Source organism: Paenibacillus sp. YIM B09110 (assembly GCF_037167145.1).
Taxonomy (GTDB): domain Bacteria; phylum Bacillota; class Bacilli; order Paenibacillales; family Paenibacillaceae; genus Pristimantibacillus.
The window spans coordinates 36425-59299 of sequence record NZ_JBANSP010000005.1 but is presented as its reverse complement, the minus strand read 5'-3'; the positions used below and the strand labels follow the sequence as shown (position 1 = coordinate 59299).

The following is a 22875-nucleotide window of genomic DNA, read 5'->3' as shown; positions in this document are numbered from 1 at the left end:
GAGAAACCGCCGCTATTAGATGTCATCCGCGCTCTTCCGATACTCTTTGGGTGACATTCCCGTATAGTTTTTGAATGCTCTGGAAAAATGATAAATATTCTCGTAGCCAACCAGATTAGCGACTTCGTTGATACGGACCGTTGGATCTTCAAGCACCCGCTTTGCTTTCTCCATTCTCTGTCTCGTAACGTATGCAGAAAAGGTGAGCCCCGTTTCCATTTTGAACCATGAACTGAAGTACGTATAACTCATGGCTACCAGGTTAGATACATCTGCTAGCGTGACGTCGCCGTCAGGATGCTCTTCGATGTACTGTTTGACTATACCAATTGCTGTTCTGGAGCGCACGCCAGTCTGCCGAACACCTGGATCGATGGCACTCAACTGATTAAAGAGATGAATCCGAATGTTATTGAGTGAATGATGACGATTGAATTCATCTTCGGAGCTAATCATTTCCTCTGGCAACTTATCGCTATGCCATCTGGATATTTCAGATAAGATCATTAGATACATCTGGCGGATATATGCAGAATCAATCGCCCTAAGCCGGGTAGTCTGGAACCAATCGACTATTCCTTGGCGGGCTTCGTCCAAGTTAAGCTGACGGAGATGTTCCATTAGCTGTTCGATCTCTTTTTTGTCAACGGGGAGCCTCTTTTCTTTCCCTTTGCCCTCATTCTCGTCAAGCACGAAGGAGCCTTCATGCAAGATCCGGTAGGATAAAAGATTTACAGCCTTCCTATCCGCATCCTTTACATTCGAAAGGGACCGCGCATCGCTTAGAGCAGCCATAATACGAGCTCCGGTGACTTGTGATAGTTGTTCAACCAAAGCGTGAAGATTTAATTTCAGTATTTCTGTTGAGATGCTTTCACTATGATTAATTGCCAAGATGCCGCCGTCACGATCTGTTCTTAGGATGATAGGGGTAATCGTCTTGCTTTCCCCATTTATGCTGAGCAAGGTGTTAAAGAATTCTTGTATCTTGTCCTCAGTCTGGCTATCTACTGCATCCCGGTTATCATACAGAAACCTGCATATACGCCAAGAGGTTTCTGAATAAGTGTCGTTTAGCTTGTTCACAAGCTGTGGATCAAGATCATCGCCGCTTACGATACGATTAAGCCATTGTCTGCTTTCGTTTGCGAACGAATTGGCAATAGCCGTTGATGACTGTTTAGAAGTATCAGTCGTGTATTGAAGGATGGCTTTGTTCAATTGCATTTCCAGCTCCGATAGTCGGACGGGCTTGAGGAGATAGTCGACGATCCCGTATTTGAACGCTTCCCTGACATAACCATAATCGCCATGACCGCTAAGCACGATGAACTTTACATCGGGGTTTGTTTGCGAGCACTCGCGAATAAGGGTCAAGCCATCCATGCCCGGCATCCGGATATCCGATATGACAATTTCAGGTTTATATTCGCGCAAAAACCGCTTCGCCTCTATACCGTCGGCAGCCAACATAATGTTGCCTATGGCAGGGTGCGAAATACGCGTGATTTTGGATTTGATCTCTTCGCGAATCAGCTCTTCGTCATCCACGATCATAAGATTCAACATAATGGTACCCCTCCTTTGGTTTATGGCAAGGAACGGTTAGCAAGGTTTTGGTAAAACGGCCTTCCATGCTCTCCAGCCTAATTGTATAGGAATCCCCGTAGAAGAGGCGCAGCCGGTTATTAATGTTGCCTAATCCGATACCTGTCCCCATCGAACCGAGTGAAGTCAGAGGCCCAATGACATCTTGCCCGCGTTGGAAATACTGATTCAGTTCAGTTAACCGGGCTGCTGAGATGCCTGAGCCGTTATCCATAATAACGATTACGATCTCGTTGCGATCATTTAAGTTGACGTCTACGGTAATGACCATATCCTTTCGGTTGCTCATCCCATGTGTGATGCTATTTTCCACCACTGGCTGCAAAATGAAACGGATGATTGACTGGCCGAGCAACTCGGAATCGCAAGTCCATTCCATTTGAAGCCGTTCGCCATATTTCAGCTTTTGCAGCCGGAAATAACGTAATACATGATCGATTTCCTGCTTTACTGTTGCATATTCGGACTGGCCGTTCATATTGTAACGGAGCATTTGGCCGAAATCGGCGAACGCTTCCGAGACATCATACAGACCGGCTAATTCCGTCTTGGCGCTGAATACATTGATCGTGTTGTAAATGAAATGAGGATTGATCTGGGCTTGGAGCGCTCTAAGCTGCGCGTCCTTGTGCACCGTTTCCCGCTTGATCATATCGCTTACCAGGCTGTTGATCTGAACAAGAAGCGTATTGAACTTCTCGGAAATAACGCCGATTTCATCATTTCTTTCCACGGGGATCATTTCGACAAATCCCGTGCGGATGGAATAATCCATGGAACGGATGCTAGCTTTGATTTTCACGAAAGTTGTTTTGAGCACCTGATAGAACAGAAAGATGGATAGAACTATCGCCGCAATGAAACCAGCCGTAGTCAGTAGTTGATACGATTGCAGCGAGCGGGGGAGACTCTGTGCCATCCCGACCGTTATATGAAGCCGATTCACTTGATCTTGTATATAGAGTCTCCCGTTCTGCTCGAATTGATCATCGATTAATGAACGATTCACGATTGCAGGCGATAGAAAATCCTCCGTATTGGCATACAATAACCGCTGAGCTGAATCCGCAACAAATACCCCAGAACCGTCTACAGATGTCTCATCCAAAGATGCAAGCAGGCTTTGTTTAAGAAGAGTTACACGGGTGACTCCGAGGAAATGGCCTTCCATGGTAACAATTTTTTGCAAATATTCATACGTGCCCTCCTCGGGAAGGGAGATCCAGAGAGACCTCTTCTCTGATTCAATGAAAGAATCGTACCAGCTCGTTCCCTGAACGGCCGTATCGTGATAGAAGCTTCCGAATCCTTCGGGGATGCTGTAATTGTTCATATAAACTTTAATGCTCGTTATGTCCACCTGATTGTATTGCACGCCATAAAAAACAATAGGGTTGATGAACTGGAGATATTCCTCCATGGAGCCGTTCTGATTCTCGAATGGATCCTCTAGAAAGACATGCAATCTCGCATTATAGGTAATGCTTTGGCTGACGCTCTCCACTAGATCCAGCTTTCCTTCCATGCCGCTCTTAAGAATAGAAAGCGTCTGCTTCATATTACTGGCCGTTTGTTCCTTTTGGTATGTTCGGCTTTGAATATAGGAATGCACGGATAATAGGCAGAACGGAATGAGTATGAAGATGATGTAAGAGACGGTAAGACGCTGTTTGATGCTAAGTTTATCCCAGCTATATGGCCGCATGATGTGTTCACCAAATTCCTGTCGAAGTGTTTTATTGAAGTATACAACGTTCGGAAGCGTTTTCACAGCAAACCTGAAATCAGGGTATCATTTCGAAAACTGTGATATTTTTTTGAGGACCTCTGCTGGATTATGATGATAACGAGCTTGCAAGCGGTAACATTTTAAGAATAGCAAGGAGGTGGAAATAATGAGTAGTGTGGTGAAAACGGCAAAGCAGGCCGAGAATACGGAAATACGTTCGGGAAGATGGTATCGACTGATAACGCAGTTTGAACTGCAGAGTATGGTATGGCCAGCACTCATTTTTCTTTTCGTATTCGCTTACATCCCTATGTACGGTATTTTGATCGCATTCAAGGACTATGACATGTTTCTAGGGGTGACAGGCTCTCCCTGGGTCGGACTCGATCATTTCAAAGAGTTTTTCACAGATCCAAACTTCATGCAGGTCATGCGTAATACGCTGGCTATCAACGGATTGAATTTGCTAATCGGATTTCCGGCTCCGATCATTTTTGCCCTACTGTTGAATGAAATCTCCAGTCAGAAGTTCAAACGGTTTGTGCAGACGATCTCTTATCTGCCGCACTTTGTTTCGTGGGTTGTGTTCGGGGGTCTGATTATTACGATCCTGTCGCCGTCAAACGGAATACTTAATTTCTTGCTGCTCAAGCTGGGAGTGCTGTCCGAACCGATTAACTTCCTTGGAGTTGCCGATAATTTCTGGATCATTCTTGTCGCTGGTGAAGTGCTTAAAGGGCTCGGCTGGGGAGCCATTATTTATATCGCGGCCATCTCGGGCGTAGATCAAGAAATGTATGAAGCGGCAACGATCGACGGGGCGGGACGGCTGCAGAAGATGTGGTATGTCACCATTCCAAGCATTATGGGTACGGTCGTTATTATGTTGATTTTTGCAATAAGCGCCATTCTCAATACAGGGTTTGAACAAATTCTAGTTCTACAAAACCCTTTAAATTTGGATACGAGCGAAACGATTGATACCTATGTATACAAAACCGGCATGCAGCAGATGAGATATTCGTACTCGACTGCGGTAGGCGTCGCTAAATCAATTGTTGCTGTCCTACTGCTGCTTGGCGCAAATTACGTGTCCAAAAAAATTACCGACAAAGGCTTGTTCTAAAGGAGGGACGGAAATGACCGTAAAAAGCAGTGGGGAAAAGGTATTCGAAATATTCAACGGGGTCGTAATGATCGCGATCATGGTTCTAACCATCGCTCCGTTTTGGTTCTCCTTGGTAGGCTCATTAAATGAGGGTCTTGATTACATGAGAGGCGGCGTCTACTTTTGGCCGAGGGAGTTTACGTTGGCCAACTACATAGGGGTGTTTTCCGATCCATCCATTTATAATGCCTATTTGGTTACGGCGGCGCGCACCTTGCTGGGTACATTGCTGCATGTATTATTCACGGCATTGGTGGCCTATGGCCTATCGCGTCCGAACTTAAAGGGCAAGTCGGTTTATATGATCTACATTATGATCACCATGTTTTTCGCGGGCGGTCTTGTACCTACTTATTTGCTCTATAGGGATCTCGGATTGTTGGACAACTTTCTCGTGTTTATCATACCGGGGATGTTCGGCGTGTGGGATCTGATGATCTTGTTATCGTTCTTTCGTTCCATTCCAGAGTCGATTATCGAATCGGCTAAGATCGACGGAGCCGGAGAGTATAGAATATTTTGGCGGTTTATTTTACCGCTTGCGATGCCTGCTTGTGCAGCTATCGCGCTGTTTAACGGTGTCGGTCACTGGAATTCGTATTTCGATTCTCTTATGTTCACAACGTCGGAATCGCTTCAGACGGTCCAGCTGTTTCTCATGAGGGTTGTGACGGACGCTTCTTTCGCAACCGGAATGGGCGCTCAAGCAGCCAATGCTGTGCCGGAACAGGCCAAAAAATTGAGTCCGGAGACGCTTAAACTTGCGATGATGATCGCGACGACGGCACCTATACTCGTCATTTATCCTTTCTTGCAGCGTTACTTTGTCAAAGGAATCATGATTGGCTCCATTAAAGGTTAATCTCCGCATTCCAATCAAGGGAAGCGGATTAACAAATATACAATTATACTTAGATTAAGGGGAGGCAAAAGAATGCGCAAGATGAGTAAGTCAATGACATTGATGTTAATTATGGCTTTATTCGCTACATTATTGGCGGCATGCTCGGGAGAAAAGGAAAATTCGGGTAACAACAAGGTCGCAAATGCCGGGAACGAGCAGCAGGAGGGTAATAAAACCGAAGATGAGAAGGTCGACAATACGCCGGTTAAGATCAAATGGTTCGTGGCAGCCGATTGGTACACGAAGCAATGGGACGTCGAGAACGTTCTAGTCGACAAAATGGTTACGGACGCAACAGGTGTTACTGTCGAATTTATAAGCGGCAATGAGGAAAAATTGAGCGCGATGATTGCTTCCGGCAGCATCCCCGACGTAGTGACAGTGTGGAATATCGCTCCTCAAAGAAAAGTACTGGAGAAATCGGGACTGGTCGTACCGCTGGATGAATTGATTGCGAAGTACACGCCGGACTTCAAAGTCCCGCAGTCCATTCAAGACTGGTATCGGAATGAAGATGGCCATTTCTATGGACTTCCTAACTTCTTCTACGCCAAGGAGCAGATGCAGGAGGGCGTCGATACGCTGGCGACTCACGTCGATATGGTTGCCCGCAAAGATATCATGGATCAACTCGGCATCAAGCCAGAGGATTTCAATACGAAACAAGGTACGATCGATGCATTGAAAAAAGTGAAGGATGCCGGTATCAAATATAACGGCTTTAACATGGTTCCTGCGTATCTTGATCATTACAACCTTATGCAATTTTTCGGTGCTTCGCCAGAATCGAAGGATGGCAATTGGCAGGATACGATTCGGACGCCGGAGTCGCTTGAAGCCTTTAAATTCCTGAACCAATTGTACAGGGAAGGTCTGCTGCCGCAAGACAGCTTGACATTGACGGACGAACAGAAGGTCGAGAAAGTATCGGCGGGAAGCGTATTTGCCAAGTCGGGATCGCTTCTGAAATGGGATGCGCTCTATGCGAATGACAATAATGCCGTGTATGTTCCGGTTGGACCAATGAAAGGCGATGCGGGGAACGAATGGAATTTCACGCCAAGTCCTTTGTCCGGATGGATGTTATCGTTAATCGGAAGCCAGAGCAAATATCAAGAGCGAATTGTTCGCTTGTTCGAATATTTGTCGACCGATGAAATGTCGCTTAACATCTTCTATGGACCGAAAGGCGTCGCGTGGGATTATGACGAGGATGGCAGAGTCAAATATACGGAACAACGTATCAATGATTTCGCTGCAGACGCGGATGCCGCAAAACGCAAATACGGCAACGACACGTTCGGATGGCTATTGAACTGGGTACCGATCAAACGTACGTCGCCAGCTCCGCTCAACGATTTCGATAAGCTAGTAGCCCAGCATGATCAATATTTTGAGCAATTCGCGTATGACGATCTAGCCTTCGAGGCGACGACGGTACAGGGCGGAACGACCGAAGCGGGTATTGAGGCAAAAATCAAGGATTACCGTGCAAAAATGACGGCTAAAATCATTTTGGCCAAGAGCGAAGCAGAAGTGGAGACGCTGTTCCAAGAGATGCCGGCGCAGGAAGACAAGCTCGGTTATCAACAATTGTTCGATTATAAAAACAAAGCGTTCCAGGAAGCGAAGACGAAGCTGGGTATCAAGTTCGCTTGGCCTTCCAATCAATAATAATTAGAATCCATATAGGCAACCAAGCAGGCGGGACTTCTGTTCCGCTCTGTTTGGCTATCTACTGAGAGGAGCTTCGTAATGGAATATATGATTAATGCCCCAATTACCCCTAAATCGATTTATCCATCATCGCTACGGCTTGGAGGTACGAATCCTGAAGGAGTCGGGATCGGATTTACGAATTACTACATGGAGCTTGGCGATAAACCGTTTTTTGCGATTTGCGGAGAATTCCATTACTCGCGGTATCCGGAGTCCGACTGGGGGACGGAAATCGCAAAGATGAAAATATCGGGGATCAACGTCATGGCCTTCTATATCTTCTGGAATCACCATGAAGAAACGGAAGGCAGCTTCAACTGGCAGGGAAACCGAGACTTACGTAAATTCATAAAGCTTTGCGAGCGGCACGGACTCTATGTTATTCTCAGGGTTGGTCCATTCTGTCATGGCGAAGTACGCAATGGCGGGTTGCCGGATTGGCTGTTCGGCAGGACGTTCGACGTCCGTTCCAACGATGAAGGGTATATGCATTATGTTCGCCGCTTGTTTGATGAAATCGGCAAGCAGGCGGAGGGAATGATGTACAAGGACGGAGGCCCTGTAATCGGCATTCAGCTTGAGAATGAGCTCTACGCGGCATCTGCGCTATGGGAGCTGACGGCCAAGCAAGGGGATGAGTACCTAAGCGGAGGACGCGGAGGCAGTGAAGGCAGAGAACATATGAGGCTGCTGAAACAGGTTGCGGTCGAAGCGGGCTTGGTTGCTCCGATCTATACCAGTACGGGATGGGGGGCAGCGCCGTTGTTGGAGGACGAAGTTCTGCCTCTATACGGCGGATACGCCTATACGCCTTGGAGTATTAGCGCTGATAATCCTCATCAGAAGCCTACTGGTGAGTATGTGTTCGTCAGCTATCACGACGAGGAATCCGTGAGCCGCGAGTTTCAGCCGAAGTATCCGAAATCGAAATACCCATTTGCGTGCTGCGAGATGGGCGGAGGGATGCAGACCTGGTATTTGTCGCGATTTCAGGTAGAACCAGTGAGTGTCGTCGCGATGAGCTTGGTGAAGATCGCAGGCGGCTGTAATTTCGTAGGCTACTATATGTTCCACGGCGGGACGAATCCGATCGGGAAGACCGGTTATTTGAACGAGAGCACCACCCCGCGAATCACTTACGATTTCCAGGCGCCGATCGGCGAGTTTGGCCAAATCCGGCCATCCAATGATCTGCTGCGCCCCCTGCATTATTTCCTGCATCGGTTCGGCGATCGTCTGGCACCGCTCGCTACGGTGCTCCCGGATGGAGCGGAGTCAATCACGCCGGACAATACGGACGTGCTTAGATATGCGATTCGTTCTGACGGCAATTCAGGTTATTTGTTTATTAATAATTATCAAGATCACGTCAACATGCGCACGCACGAGAATGTGCGCTTCACGGTCGGTCTCGGGGAACATAAACTTTCGTTCCCGCGCAATTCGTCGCTCGACATACGTCGGAATACTGCTATGATGCTGCCGTTCAACTTCGATCTGGACGGATTGAATTTGCAATATGCAACCGCGCAGCCTGTTACGTTCCTGGAGTCGGACCTTGCGGTGACGTTTTTCTTCGGCTTGGCGGAAGGTATAGACGGAGAGTTTACATTCGACACAGGAGACCTCGATCATATTTGTGTTGAAGGGGGCAAGGTAGAGCGTGAACCCAGTGGTACTTCTACCGTGGTCGTAGAGCGCGACTCTTCCGGCTTGATTCGTATCACGCGTGAGGGCAAACGGGAAATAAGGCTTTACGTTATGTCGGCCAAGGAAGCCGCTGCACTGTGGGAAACAGAAGTGGCTGGGAAGCGGCGTGTTTTCTTCTCCGAGGTTCCGCTAATCGCAAATGGATCGACACTGGAGTTCCTCGTAACTGGAGAGAAGCAGTTTGCTTTCAGAGAGTTTATTCAAGATGATTCGGCAGCTTTATGGAAGTCGATCTCGAATTCAGACAAGCTTAACTCGGAAGAAGAAGGCCAGTTCCGTACGTATACAATCCAAATGCCGGTTGTTCATGACTCGCTTGTTGTCGAACGGCTGCATGACCACAAAGTAGTTGTGAGATTCGATGGCAGCATGCTGCAGGATGTGGACGATATTCTCTTAAGTATCGAGTATACGGGGAATGTAGGTTATGCCTTTTCCGGAGGGCAGTTGTTCCACGATCATTTCCACAATGGAGCGCCATGGGAGATCGGCTTGTCGCGATTCCGCGATCAGATTCGGGACGGTGAAATCGTTCTGGAAACGACGCCGCTCCGCAAGGGAACAACTACGATTGATGCCGACGCGGCCATGGCGGTGGAGAAACATTTTACCGGGGAGAAACAAGCCGTTTTCCATCGAATTACTTCAAAACCAATTCGCCGAATAACCTTGCATACCGTGGAGTCAGCGAATGTATAGCAGCATGGATTCTTAATACTTTAATGTTGGAGGAAAGCATATGTCATTCGATCCGTTGAAAGATCAACCGTTTGAAGCCTATCTGTTTGTTTACTTTACCGTTGAGGATGAAGGCGGCGAACAAGTTTATTTTTCCTTGAGTCAAGACGGGCTGCATTGGAAGGATTTGAATAATGGCCAGCCTGTATTGAAATCTGCCATTGGGGAATGCGGAGTGCGAGACCCGTTCATTATTCGTTCTCCATTGGATCAGAAATTTTACATCATTGCAACGGATTTGCGTATTGCCGGCGGGAAGGGCTGGGACGTCGCACAATATAGCGGAAGCCGCGCAATCATTGTCTGGGAATCCTCGGATCTTGTTCATTGGTCTCAGGAAAGAAGCATTGAGATAGATCTTCCCGGTGCAGGATGTGTATGGGCGCCAGAATCCATTTACGACGAGGAAACTGAGGAACATTTGATATTTTGGGCATCCATGGTCGAAAAGGATGAGCAACCGGCCAAACAAATCATATACAGTTCCAGAACGAAAGATTTTAAGAGTTTCTCTAAGCCAGAAATCTACATCGAACGAGAAAATCATATTATTGATACAACAATCATCAAGGAGGGGGGCGTTTATTACCGCTTCTCCAAAGATGAAACGAAGAAGTGCATAGCCGTTGAACATAGCCGTTCGTTGTCCCGCTCATCGTTCGTTGATCTGAATTCTCCGATGTTGGATAGCATTCTTGGGGTGGAAGGGCCGGCTGTATTCAAATTCAATGACCGAAACGAGTGGTGTCTGCTGATCGATCAATTTGCGGCTCAGAAAGGCTATTTGCCATTAGTCACTGATGATTTATCCAGCGGTCGCTTCCGAGTTCTGAGCGAGAATGAATATGATTTTGGAGATACGCTCAAAAGGCATGGTTCCATCTTGAATATTACTCGAGCTGAATACGAATCCTTAGCGAGTGCTTGGAGCTCCCTATAAAAATGAAGCATCGTTAAGGCCAATATGCCCGACGATGCTTTTTTTTAATATATTATTCTTCGCCTATCCTATGGAGGCTTCGGAATTGTAACGGCGTCATCCCCTCTAGCTGACGGAAGCATGCACTAAAGTAGCTGGCTTGCGAGAAGCCTGTATCCAGCGCGATCTGCTTTACGGACAGCTGGGTTGAGGCGAGAAGGCGTTTGGCTTGGATAAGACGGGCTTCCAGTAAAAAATCCGGAAAAGATTTTCCGAACGTCTGGCCGAATTTGCGACTGAAGTAATGCGTGCTGTATCCAGCGAGCGCAGCTGCTTTGTCGATAGAGAAGGACTCATGACTATGGGATCGAACGTAATTCGCGACAGCTCGGATTTTATCGGAAGCATGATTAATAGGCACGTTCAGCCGATCGGATGTAGTCTGCAGCCTTGTTAACAGTTCATACAAAGCAGAAGCTACGGTATATTCATCATCAATCTGATAGGTTCTGCCCAATGACAGCAATTTTTCGATTAAGCTCTCGATGGACGATAAGTTGGATAAGGAAAACAACCAAGGCTCATCAAGCCCTCTGCTATCTAATAGCTCCTCTAGCCGCTCACCGTAAAAATGAATCCACCGAATGTTCCAAGGCTCACTTGAATCAGAGTAATATTTTTGTCTCATGCCTGGTCCATATAAGAAACCTTGTCCTTTCCCTAATTCATAACGTTTGCCTTCCGTGACAAGGTAGCCTTTGCCATCCAGCACGACATGCAAATTATAATTGCGATGGAGATTAAATTCTTGCGTTTGGAACTCGCGATTGACAAGATGATCGGGAAATTCGCTGAAACCTCCGATATAATCCGGAAAGCATACATGTCTAGGGAATAATGGCTTTGGCAGAAAGATATGTTCGTTCATGAATAACTCCTTACGCCGCAATATTTTGATTTAATTGAATGTGATCTCTATTAATTTAGTTTGTTTCTAACATCCCAATGACAATATTTTAATACAGGTCGCATGTTTTTGTCATTTATCCAAGTCCAATCGTCCTTTAAAATAAAGGTAGGAAAATCAACATGATGATTTTAAAGGAGAGATGGACGGTGCAACAACAACTCTATTATGGCGTCGCTTACTATGACGAATATATGCCCTATGAGCGCCTTGAGGAAGACATTCGAATGATGAAGGCTGCCGGTATTAATGTCGTCCGCATTGCGGAATCGACATGGAGTACTCATGAACCGCAAAATGGGGTCTTCGACTTTACGAGTGTTGATCGCGTGCTTGATGCTTTGCATAAAGCGGGTATTCATGTGATCGTCGGCACGCCAACATATGCCGTGCCGACTTGGATGGTTAAGGAGCATCCGGACGTGCTGGCCGAGACACCGAGCGGGCCGGGACGTTACGGAGCAAGACAGATTATGGATATCATCAATCCGACTTATCTCTTCTATTCGGAGAGGATTATCCGCAAGCTGATAAGCCGAGTATGCAGCCACCCTGCCGTTATCGGTTACCAGGTGGATAACGAGACCAAGCATTACCATACGAGCGGTCCTAATGTTCAGCATCGGTTCATTAAGTATATGAAGGAAAAATTCGGGACGGTGGAGCGGCTTAATCAGGAATTCGGCTTCGACTATTGGAGTAACCGAATCAACAGCTGGGAGGATTTCCCTTCTACTGTCGGCACGATCAATGGCAGTCTCGGCGCGGAATTTTCACGATTCCAGCGTCAGTTGGTTACTGATTTTCTAGCTTGGCAAGTTTCCATTGTGAATGAGTATAAGCAGCCCAATCAGTTTGTGACGCATAACTTCGATTTTGATTGGCGGGGCCATTCGTTCGGTGTCCAGAAGGATGTCGATCACTTCGAAGCAGCAAAGGCGCTCGATATAGCTGGCGTTGATATTTATCATCCCTCGCAGGACGAGCTGACAGGGAAGGAAATCTCGTTTGGCGGCGACTCTACTCGTTCTCTGAAGGGGAATAATTACTTCGTGCTTGAGACGCAAGCCCAAGCGTTTCCGAATTGGACGCCTTATCCGGGCCAGCTTCGGCTTCAAGCCTTCAGCCATCTGGCCTCCGGAGCTAACATGGTCGCATACTGGCACTGGCATTCAATCCATAACTCCGCTGAAACGTATTGGAAGGGCTTGCTCAGCCATGATATGGGGACGAATCCAACCTATGAGGAAGCGATAACGGTTGGTCGCGATTTCAAGCGGCTATCTGCTAATCTCATCAATTTGCAGAAGGCGAACCGGGCGGCCCTCCTTGTCAGTAACGAGGCGTTAACCGCGCTTGAATGGTTCAAGTTGCCTGGAGGAAAAGTCGGTTATAACGAAATGGTTCGTCTGCTCTATGACCGGTTATATGAGATGAATATTGGTTGCGATCTGCTGTATCCAAGCTCTTATGACTTGTTCGAGAACTATGATCTCATTGTCGTACCGGCGCTTTATGCAGCTTCGGACGAACTTCTCGATAAGCTGAACCAATACGTGGAAAATGGCGGCCATGTTGTGTATACGTTTAAGAGCGGGTTTGCCAACGAGCATATCAAGGTTCGGACTAGCATTCAGCCGGCTATTATAGAAAAGGCATGCGGTATTCAATATAGTCAGTTCGTACAGCCGAATAAGGTATCGCTCAAAGGCAATCCTTTTGGTATTGACGAGGAGTCTAACAAGGTTGACGTCTGGATGGAGCTCCTCACTCCGACTACGGCTGAGGTACTCGCCTGGTATGATCATCCTTACTGGGGCAAATATGCAGCGATTACGGAAAACCAATACGGTCTTGGTACTTCCACCTATATCGGTTACGTGCCAAGTCCGGAGGTTGCGGGGAAAGTGTTAGAGCGAGCTTGCAAGGCAGCGGGCTTATATGGCCCGGACCAAGAGCTTCGCTTTCCATTGATCGTCAAGAGTGGCGTAAATGAAGCGGGGCGAACCATTCGTTATTACTTTAACTATTCTAGTGATCGGCAGTCTTTCTCCTACCCCTATGGGAACGGGATCGAGCTGTTGTCCGATCGGAGCATCGATTCCGGCGAGCAAATCGAGTTAGACGGCTGGGGTTTTGCGATTGTCGAGGAAAGCGGAACAACGGTGAGATAGCAAATAGGTTTCAGTTGGCGAAAGAGCGCACCAGCACTGGTGTGCTCTTTTTTCGTGCTTCCAGTGTACATAAAATGTCAATTCGATTGGATGGCAGATGTTAATGATTTTAGAAATATTTAGACTATCATATTTCTTGAAGGAAGCGCTTTCAAATGTGTGAAGGGGGCGAGCAGCTAACTAGTCAGTAGGAGTCAGAAGTCATTTTAAACGAAGAGGTGTAGCGATGAAATTAGCTTTTGGCAAAAGTAAGGTTGTGTATACGCTCATTCTGATTGCAACGATCCTATGGGCCTTGGTCGTTCCGAGCCCAGAAGTGGAGGCGGCTGACGCAGAGACAAGTGCGTTTGCTTCCGAGAGTTACCAGTGGAAGAGCGTACAGATTAATGGCGGCGGCTATGTGCCCGCTGTCGTATACGGTACTGCGGAGAACGGCTTGTTATATGCGCGCACGGACGTTGGCGGGGCCTACCGTTGGGAACCCCAGTCCAAAACCTGGATACCGCTAAATGATGATATCGGGCGGACGGACGTGAACGACACGGGCATACTTAGCGTCGCGCCGGATCCTACCGATCCGGACAAAGTTTATTTGATGACAGGGCTGTATTACGAGTCATGGGCGGGTTACGGCTCCCTGCTTGCTTCATCCGATAAAGGAGCTACATGGACGAGAACGCCGTTGCCATTCAAAGTGGGAGGAAATCAGCTTGGGAGAGGGAACGGTGAAAGGCTGCAGGTAGACTCGAATCTTCCGAATGTGCTTTGGATGGGTTCTAACAAGGACGGATTGTGGAAAAGTACGGATTCAGGGGCTTCATGGAACAAAGTAACGTCCTTTCCGGCAGCAGGAACTTCTTTCGTGTTTATTGATTCTTCCAGTTCGTCATCGGGCACAGCGAGCCAGCGAATAATCGTAGGTGCTACAGACGAATCAGCAGGCAGCCTCTATAGAAGCAATGACGGCGGCAGTACATGGAGCTCCATCGGGGGTCAGCCAGAAGAGTACGTTCCAATGCGTTATGCGGTTAACGGCGATATGATGTACATTACGTATTCCGGGTTTTCGAACCCAGGCTCGTTAGGCGGTCCATACGACGCAACTAGCGGAGCCGTCTACAAATACAACTTGTCTACCGGCGTATGGACCGACATTACACCGCCCGGTACAGGTGCAACGCATGGCTTTAGCGGAATATCTTTGGACAAGCAAAACCCGGACACATTGATCCTGTCCACGCTTTGTCGTTATACGCCGACGGATGAAATATTCAGAACGACGGATGGCGGCAGCAGCTGGACCGGTATTTTGACAACGGGCATTCGCGATGAAACTAGAACGGCTTATCCAAGCTTGGTTACCGGGATGGGGCCTCATTGGATTACGAGCGTGGAGATTGATCCTTTTGACAGCAACAAAGCCATTTTCGTTACTGGTTACGGCACTTATATGACGGAAAATCTCGAAGATGCAGATTCCAATGATCCGGTTGTATGGTCATTCGAGACGGTTGGCATGGAAGAAACGGTACCGGTTGAGATCAAGAGTCCTCCGGTAGGCCCTTACTTGTTCAGTGCAATGGGAGATGTGACCGGATTCCGACACGACAATCTCGACGCTTCGCCTTCAAGCGGTCCTTACAGTCCGCAATTCAGCAGTAATGAAAGCATCGACTACGCGGAATTGGCGACTAACATTGTCGTCAGGACAAGTAAGTATTCCGCTGGCGGATTTGTTAATGGACTTATATCCACAGATAGAGGCATAACCTGGCGTAACTTCGAGACAGAGCCTCCCGGAGTAACCAGCGGCGGGAAAATTGCGATTAATGCCGATGGAACGAGAATCTTATGGAGTCCGGTAGGCAAAGGGGTTTACGTTTCTTCCGATTCAGGAGCTACATGGACGCCTAGCTCAGGGGTAACGGCGACCGGAGTGAGACCGGTCACTGACAAGGTGGACCCGAATAAGGCTTATATTTATGTTCCGTCTAACGGTAAAGTGTACGTGTCGACGAATGGCGGCTCATCGTTTGTGGAATCGTCGGCTAGCGTACCCGCCCTTCAAAGCTGGCTTCTAGACGATGGAGTATTGAAGTCTGTATTTGGGCAGGAGGGGCATCTTTGGCTAACCGGAGGGTCAAGCGGACTTTACCGATCCACCGACTCAGGAGCGACATTTACAAAGATAAGTAACGTGACCGATGCGTTTAGACTGGGGTTTGGCAAGTCTGCACCGTCTAAGTCCTATCCATCCCTATTTATTACAGGAACAATAGATGGCGTGTATGGTTTCTTCCGATCCGATGATGAAGGCGCGACTTGGGTGAGGGTGAATGATGAGCAGCATCAATTCGGCAGCATTCAGGATATTACCGGAGATCCGAAGGTATACGGACGTCTTTATGTGGGAACCAATGGCCGAGGCATTCTTTACGGTGATCCAGCCGGGTACGAGGACTTGAATGCGGTCATTGCGCCGATGACAGCGGCCTATGATCCGGAATCTCCATCCGATATTACCGTCGACATGACGTTGAAGGGCAACGCCTTAATCGAAATTGTGAATGGTTCGACTATTTTGGCTGAAGGAACCGACTATTCGGTGTCGGGAACTGCCGTTACGATCAATGAGAGTTACTTGGACGCATTGGCGGCAGGCACGACTATTTTAACATTCAATATGGATAACGGGATTGATCCCGTCCTTGATATTGTGGTTAAGAATACAGCTATTGTTCCGGATACGTCTACCTACAATTTCGAAGCGGATTTAGAAGGAGTAACTGCAACCCATGCCGAGCTATCGCAAGACACAACCAAGTTCTACCTAGGGGCAGCATCGTTAAAAATCGAATACGCCAGCAGCGCAGAGGAGTCCGCTCCTGACGTGAAATTGGACGCAGCCGATCTGCGGCCGGGGGATCTAGTAACTTACCGTATTTTCATAGATCGTCTCGAAGATGCGAACACGTTGGAGTTTTATGGCACACATGACGGTGATCAGCAGACCGTGCTCGGAACAGAAAGCACCACTCTGAAAAATTGGTGGTATACGTATACATGGTTGGTGCCCTATGACTGGAATACGATAGAGTCATTCGGCTTCAGAATAATAGGAAACGGCGATGAAGGAGCTGCTTGGGTTGACAGCATACAGCTCACACGAGGCTCGATGATCACCCCGTTGACAGCCGAGTTTGATAAAGCGGAAGGCAATCAAACGGATATTGAGGTTGCAATGACGCTTAACGGGAATTCTTTGGTTGGGGTAAGAAACGGCAGTCAATCGCTTACCGAAGGGTCTGACTATACAGTATCAGGAACGACGGTTACTCTTCTCAAGAGTTATCTCGCAGGGCAACTCTCAGGAACGACTGCAATAACATTCGATTTCAGTTCGGGCAACGATCCGGTTCTGACTATTAATATTTACAACTCATCCAGTGTGCCGGACACGGCAACCTACCACTTTGAATCGAGTCTTCAAGGCTGGAAGGTTGAACACGCAACCGGTACGCAAGATATGACGAAGGCTTATGCCGGGGAGTCATCTTTAAAGATACAATTCTCAACCATAACAGACGTCTTAGTGCCGAACGTTTCTCCAGCCGTAAGTGAGATGAGGCCTGGTGACGTGGTTACGTATCGCGTATATATTGACGGAAGTTCTGATGTAACGGCTTTACAATTCGCAGGCATGCATGACGGATGGCAGTGGGTAGATTTTCCTGAAGGACATATTCAGAATCCTCCGAAGGATCAGTGGATATCCTATACCTTTACTATTCCATCGGATTGGGTGGAAATCCATACCGCTGGTATGTATATAAGAGGGAACGGCGGTCCGGGAACGGTATGGGTGGACAGCGTGGATGTAACGAACGGAACGACGGTTGAGCCTGAACCAGATTTAGCGACCTTTAACTTCGAAGAGGGGCTGCAAGGATGGACGGTAAGCGAGGCAACGGGGACAAAGGATGGGAGGCAGACTTACGCTGGTGAATATGCTTTGAAGGTTGAATATTCAACGAATATAGACCCTGGCATCCCTGTTATCTCTGCACCTGCAAGCGAACTGCAACCAGGCGACGAGATTACGTACCATGTGTACATCGACGAAGCGGCGGACGCGACAGCCTTGCAAGTGGACTCGCTGCATGATGGTTGGCAATGGCATCAGCTCGGCTGGGTATCCGATCCGGTCAAAGGGGAGTGGCTGGCCTTAACGTACACGATCCCTTCGAACTGGAACGAAGTCCAATCACTTAGTTTGAAAGTGCTCGGAAACGGCGGATCGGGAACGGTATGGATAGATAGCGTGAATGTAATAAATGGAAATAACGAGCCTGAACTCGCAGCAATCGGCAACAAGACAGTGAGGGAAGGTAAGAAATTGTCATTCCAGATCACAGCGTTAGATACGGATAGTGACGAATTAACCTTCACTGCAATCGATCTTCCCGCTGGGGCAAGCTTCAATCCTGACACACGGACCTTCCGTTGGAAGCCTAATCATAAGCAGGCAGGATCGTATAACGTAACTTTCCAAGTGTTCGACGGGACAGACATCGTCAGCGAAACCATTGTTATTACCGTACAAAACGGTTCTACCCATAATAATCAGGGTCATGGCAATCCGTCTCCCCATGGCGAAGCGGGAGGTCATGGAGGGGGACGGCAACAACATCATTAGTTACAAACATAAGTTGCCAGAAGGACTGAACGTCTAGTTCGGTCCTTTTGGCATTTGTTTTCGATATTGATTTGGCGAAACGCCGTATGCCTTTTTGAACGTTCGAATAAAGTGAGTGTTGTTTTCAAAGCCAATCGACTCGCTGATATTGTGAATTTTCATATCGGAGCTGTCAAGCAGTTCTATCGCTTTGTGCAGCTTGATGGTTTGCAGAATTTCACTGAACGTGAGGCCCGAGGATGCCTTTATCAATTTGCTTAAATAGGATTCGGTAAAATGGAAACGATGCGATAGCTCGCCTAAGGTAACCGTCTTATAGTTGTTTTGCATATAGCTTAAAATGGAAAGCATTTTTTCGCTCTTTGGCAAGCTTTTTGGCAGCACGGCGTTTCCTTCGTGTTCTCTTAGCAAATAACCGAAAAACAACATAAGCAGATTGTACAAAATGTTGGAGGAATATTTTTTGCTGTCTTGATGTTCACAATAAAGCTTTCCAATAAGCTCTTTCAGGTTGCGATCCCGGTTTGTTTTGAAAATAATATAATTACTGAAGTCTTCGGTATACAATACTTTATTGAAGAATGAGGAGAGAACGGTTTCATGTTTGAGAATTTCCAGAAACGTGTCGTTGAAGGTGCTCCGTTTGATCAGTACGTTCAGAATAATGCTTTCGTCAAAAACTTCGATAGCGTGTTCTACTTTGGGAGGGATAATGCATAAGTCGCCTTCCGACAGTAAAATCGTTTCTTCCGCAATCGCTTGCGTACATTGCCCCGAGTACACGTAAATCATCTCGAAAAACTCATGCTTGTGTCTGAAAACCGGCGTATACCGGTTATGTTTGAGCACCATGATATCGGTGTTGTAGCTTGCGGTAAAATAATCTTCCTCTTTAATGAGAGTTGAAATATGACTGGTACGGATTTCGGGCACGACGAGAAACCGTTCTTCGATATAGGAAACGTCAATATGCTCCAAGAAAGCTTGCAGCTTGGCAGCGTCTTTTTTGGCTTCGTAATAATCCCGATAAAACAATTCGTGTTCCGTATATACGGTTAGCGATTTCTCCAGTTCTTCTATCTGCATTAAGCTTCGACTCCCCTTCAAGGAATTGCAAATTATTATATAAGAAAATTGAATGCCAATCCACCGAAGAACATAAAATGTTAACTTTTGAAGATGAAATAGGTCAGTGCTATTGATAGCGCTTAAAAATATGATAGAACTGAAAGCGATTTAATGATAGTAAAACCTCAGAACTCGCATAAAGAAGGTGGAGAATGATGAGTTACACGATAACGGATATAACGATCATGCATGAACGCGAGCCCATAGGAATAGACGAGGGAAAGCCTGTTATTGCCTGGAAGTTTGCATCCGAAGAGAACAACATGAAACAAACCTCGGCGAGGATTATCGTAGGAAGCACACCGAACGGGCATGATCTGTGGGACAGCGGCCCAATGCACACGGATTGCTCCACTGGAACAGTCTATGCAGGCGATGAGCTGCAGCCATGTACGGAATACTTTGTCGCGATTACGACGGTTAACCAAAACGAGGAAACGGCAACGGCATCGACAAAGTTTGAAACCGGGCTTATGAATCCAGGAATTGAAGCGTGGGATGGCGCCAAATGGATTGGAGCGCCGGAATATTACGTCTTTAGCGAAGCGATGAGCGTCTTCGCCTTGACCGGCACAATCACGATTATGCCAGGCGGTACTAGGGCCGGGCTTGTATTCGGGGCCAATGATAAGAGATTGCTAAACCGAGAAAGAAACGAATCCTTGCTGCAAGGCGATAACTACATTCGCTATGAAATAAACGTGGAAGATAAGCTTCCGAAGCTCAATATCTACCGAGTTGGCTACCATAAGGATGACCGCAATGATATCCCGTTTGTTACCGCAACTCTCGCTCCGATCATAACGGAAGCTAACCTTTTCAGCCCTCATTGCTTGAGAATTGAAGTAACCGGCAACAACGCTATCGCTTATGTGGACGGTATATTGGTTGACGACGGAAGGCAGCTGAATCCGCTTGGGAACAATGATATTACAACATTCCCGAGACTTTGCGATATCGGGTACTTTGCGGGAGCAGATACGACGGCGCATTTTGATGGCATCCGTTTAAGCTTTCTTCGTCATCCTTCAAACACTTTTTATGAAATGGATACGGAGTTTGGTATGGAGTTGTGCGCGGAGGAGCGTGATGTGCAGCTTACCAAAAGTCCCGATTGTCATGCGATCCCGATGCTTCGCCGGGATTTTGAGGTAAGAAAACCGCTTAAGAAGGCTAGGCTCTACGCAACTGCGAGAGGCATCTACGAGTGCAAGATTAATGGCAAAGAGATTGATCATCAGTTTTTTGCGCCGGGTTCCAGCCAGTATGACAAGCATCTGATGTACCAAACGTATGATGTTACGCCGCACCTGACTGAGGGAGTTAACGGCATTGGCTTCACATTGTCCTCCGGCTGGTGGAGCGGTTCACAAACCTTTGTATTGCGGAACTATAATTACTGGGGAGACAAAGAAAGTTTACTAGCCAAGCTCGTGCTGCACTATGAGGATGGCACATCTGATCTCTTCGTGTCCAACGATGAAGAATGGTCGTATTTCGGCGAAGGTCCTTACCGCTTTGCGGGATTTTTCCAGGGAGAGATTTATGATGCGAATCTTTCCTATATTTACGAGGACTTTTCTAAACCGGGCTTTGCGCTGGCAGGCATGAAGAAGCCTGAGATTATCGAAGCCGTTCCAATCGGAGAATTCGATTCCTTGCCGGGGGCTTTCCTGCCGTGGCCTGCGGTAAACGAGTCGGAACCGGAATTGATCGGCCATTATAATGCGCCGGTGAAGCAGGTTGAAACTTTTGTAGCCTTAAGCATGACCGAGCCGGCTCCAGGCGTATATATTTATGACTTGGGGCAGGAGATTGCCGGCGTCCCTATCCTGAGGATGAAAGGTGAAGCAGGAAGCGAAGCGCGGATCCGTTATGCGGAGATTCTTTACCCGGAACTCAAGGAATACGGGGAGCTGCATGGCAGGCTGCTTCAGGCTAACTTGAGGGATGCCTCCAGCACCGACATTTATACATTCCGAGGAGATCCGGAAGGCGAAACGTACATGCCTAAGTTCACTTTCCATGGCTATCGCTATATCGAGATTACTGGCGTTAATGAAGCTCCGGCATTGGAAGATGTGCAAAGCATCCAGCTTTCCAGTATTGCTGCGATCACGGGCAAGGTAGAAGTAGATCACGCATTGGTCAATAGACTCGTGCAAAACGTGAAATACAGTCAGCTTAGCAATTTCATCAGTGTTCCTACGGACTGTCCTCAGCGTAACGAACGGATGGGCTGGACAGGCGACGGTCATGTATTCATGCGAACAGCCGCTTATCAGAGCGATGCTAGAACCTTCTATCTTCGCTACCTGCAGGCTGTACGAGATGGTCAGCTAGCTGACGGCAATTTGCCGAACATAGCGCCGGTGGGCAGCGGTTTCGGGGGTATTACTTACGGCAGCTGCGTTCACTTAATCGTATGGGAGATGTATCAGCAATACGGAGATCTGGGCGTAGTTGCCGAATATTATGACACGATGAAACGGTTTATGGTTTATCTAGAGGACAAGGGAATGCCCGGTCCTGCTTATATGGGACCTATCGATGATTGGCTTGCGCCAAGTAAAACGGACAGCAATCTGGTTTGGAACGCTTTTTACGGGAGAGACGTGTACTTGATGAGAGTCTACGCAGAGCTTCTAGGGAAACAAGATGATGCTGTTTATTATAAGGAGAAAGCTGTCCAAGCGAAGAAATACTGGAACGAAACATTCGTGGATTCGGTAACCGGCAAAACGTTGAATATGGACGGTACGGTGGGCGATACGCAGGGAGGCTATGCCATCGGTTTGAATTTCGATATGTTCGATCCGGTCAGCCGGCTCAAAGCGTTCGATAACCTTGCGGAAAAGACGAAGGAAGCGGGCTGCACGGTAACGACCGGATTTTTCGGGACGGGACCGCTAAACCCGATGCTCAGCGAAGGCGGGTATCCGGAACTGGCCTATGAGTTGATTACTCAAACCGCTTATCCAAGCTGGCTTTATCCGGTCACCCAAGGTGCTACGACGATATGGGAGCATTGGGACAGCTATACGGTTGAGAGAGGCTTCGGCGGACGAAATGCCATGAACAGCTTTAATCATTATTCACTAGGGAGCGTCGTTAGCTGGCTGTATGAATACGTGCTCGGGATACGGAGGGATGAACAGAATCCGGGATTCTCACATTTCATGCTGAAGCCTGAATGGACGGGATTTACGAAAGCGACCGGCGGTTTCGAGACAGCGTTTGGAACGATTGAAAGCAGCTATTCCATTAGAGGAGACGAGGTTACGTACCGTTGTACGATTCCGGCCAACACGACGGCGACGCTTGTACTCCCGGGAAGAACGGAGAAGCTGGGAAGCGGAACGTATGAATATGCCTTCCTCTTGAAGTCGACATCCTACGAAGTACTTCAATAAGG

12 protein-coding genes are annotated in these 22875 nt (G+C 47.6%); 8 read left to right on the top strand and 4 right to left on the bottom strand.

Going from position 1 to position 22875, the window contains the following annotated elements; genetic code table 11:
* Positions 1 to 15: 15 nt before the first annotated feature.
* On the bottom strand, positions 16 to 1569 hold the full coding sequence (locus V8F51_RS09135) for a response regulator transcription factor (protein ID WP_337099878.1): 1554 nt from the start codon (positions 1567 to 1569) through the stop codon (positions 16 to 18).
* A complete protein-coding gene (locus tag V8F51_RS09130; RefSeq protein ID WP_337099877.1) occupies positions 1544 to 3166 on the bottom strand; it encodes a sensor histidine kinase in 1623 nt (540 codons plus the stop codon). The genes V8F51_RS09135 and V8F51_RS09130 overlap by 26 nt, the downstream gene beginning before the upstream one ends.
* A gap of 337 nt (positions 3167 to 3503) precedes the next feature.
* Here V8F51_RS09130 and V8F51_RS09125 point away from each other — a divergent pair, with 337 nt between their 5' ends.
* The 5 genes from V8F51_RS09125 to V8F51_RS09105 all read left to right on the top strand — a co-directional run bounded on the left by V8F51_RS09125 (position 3504) and on the right by V8F51_RS09105 (position 10516).
* Complete coding sequence (locus tag V8F51_RS09125) at positions 3504 to 4463, top strand: ABC transporter permease (protein WP_337099876.1); 960 nt, start codon at positions 3504 to 3506, stop codon at positions 4461 to 4463.
* A 13-nt stretch (positions 4464 to 4476) separates the two neighbouring features.
* Positions 4477 to 5367 (top strand): carbohydrate ABC transporter permease, encoded by an 891-nt coding sequence (locus tag V8F51_RS09120; protein ID WP_337099875.1) that lies wholly within the window; start codon positions 4477 to 4479, stop codon positions 5365 to 5367.
* A 72-nt stretch (positions 5368 to 5439) separates the two neighbouring features.
* Positions 5440 to 7083 (top strand): extracellular solute-binding protein, encoded by a 1644-nt coding sequence (locus V8F51_RS09115; protein ID WP_337099874.1) that lies wholly within the window; start codon positions 5440 to 5442, stop codon positions 7081 to 7083.
* Between the two features lie 81 nt (positions 7084 to 7164).
* On the top strand, positions 7165 to 9537 hold the full coding sequence (locus tag V8F51_RS09110) for a beta-galactosidase (protein ID WP_337099873.1): 2373 nt from the start codon (positions 7165 to 7167) through the stop codon (positions 9535 to 9537).
* Between the two features lie 40 nt (positions 9538 to 9577).
* Positions 9578 to 10516 (top strand): glycoside hydrolase family 43 protein, encoded by a 939-nt coding sequence (locus V8F51_RS09105; protein WP_337099872.1) that lies wholly within the window; start codon positions 9578 to 9580, stop codon positions 10514 to 10516.
* A gap of 52 nt (positions 10517 to 10568) precedes the next feature.
* Here the strand turns inward: V8F51_RS09105 and V8F51_RS09100 are convergent, their stop codons facing one another.
* Positions 10569 to 11423, bottom strand: a complete 855-nt coding sequence (locus V8F51_RS09100; protein WP_337099871.1) for an AraC family transcriptional regulator — start codon at positions 11421 to 11423, stop codon at positions 10569 to 10571.
* 188 nt (positions 11424 to 11611) lie between these two features.
* Between V8F51_RS09100 and V8F51_RS09095 the strand changes: the two genes are divergently transcribed.
* Together V8F51_RS09095 and V8F51_RS09090 are read left to right on the top strand one after the other, a co-directional pair.
* A complete protein-coding gene (locus V8F51_RS09095) occupies positions 11612 to 13636 on the top strand; it encodes a beta-galactosidase (RefSeq protein ID WP_337099870.1) in 2025 nt (674 codons plus the stop codon).
* Between the two features lie 226 nt (positions 13637 to 13862).
* On the top strand, positions 13863 to 18332 hold the full coding sequence (locus V8F51_RS09090) for a X2-like carbohydrate binding domain-containing protein (RefSeq protein ID WP_337099869.1): 4470 nt from the start codon (positions 13863 to 13865) through the stop codon (positions 18330 to 18332).
* A 33-nt stretch (positions 18333 to 18365) separates the two neighbouring features.
* Here the strand turns inward: V8F51_RS09090 and V8F51_RS09085 are convergent, their stop codons facing one another.
* On the bottom strand, positions 18366 to 19418 hold the full coding sequence (locus V8F51_RS09085) for an AraC family transcriptional regulator (protein WP_337099868.1): 1053 nt from the start codon (positions 19416 to 19418) through the stop codon (positions 18366 to 18368).
* A gap of 197 nt (positions 19419 to 19615) precedes the next feature.
* Here V8F51_RS09085 and V8F51_RS09080 point away from each other — a divergent pair, with 197 nt between their 5' ends.
* Positions 19616 to 22873 carry an alpha-L-rhamnosidase gene (locus tag V8F51_RS09080; RefSeq protein WP_337099867.1) on the top strand — a complete coding sequence of 1086 codons (3258 nt, stop codon included), beginning with the start codon at positions 19616 to 19618 and terminating at the stop codon, positions 22871 to 22873.
* Positions 22874 to 22875 lie beyond the last annotated feature (2 nt).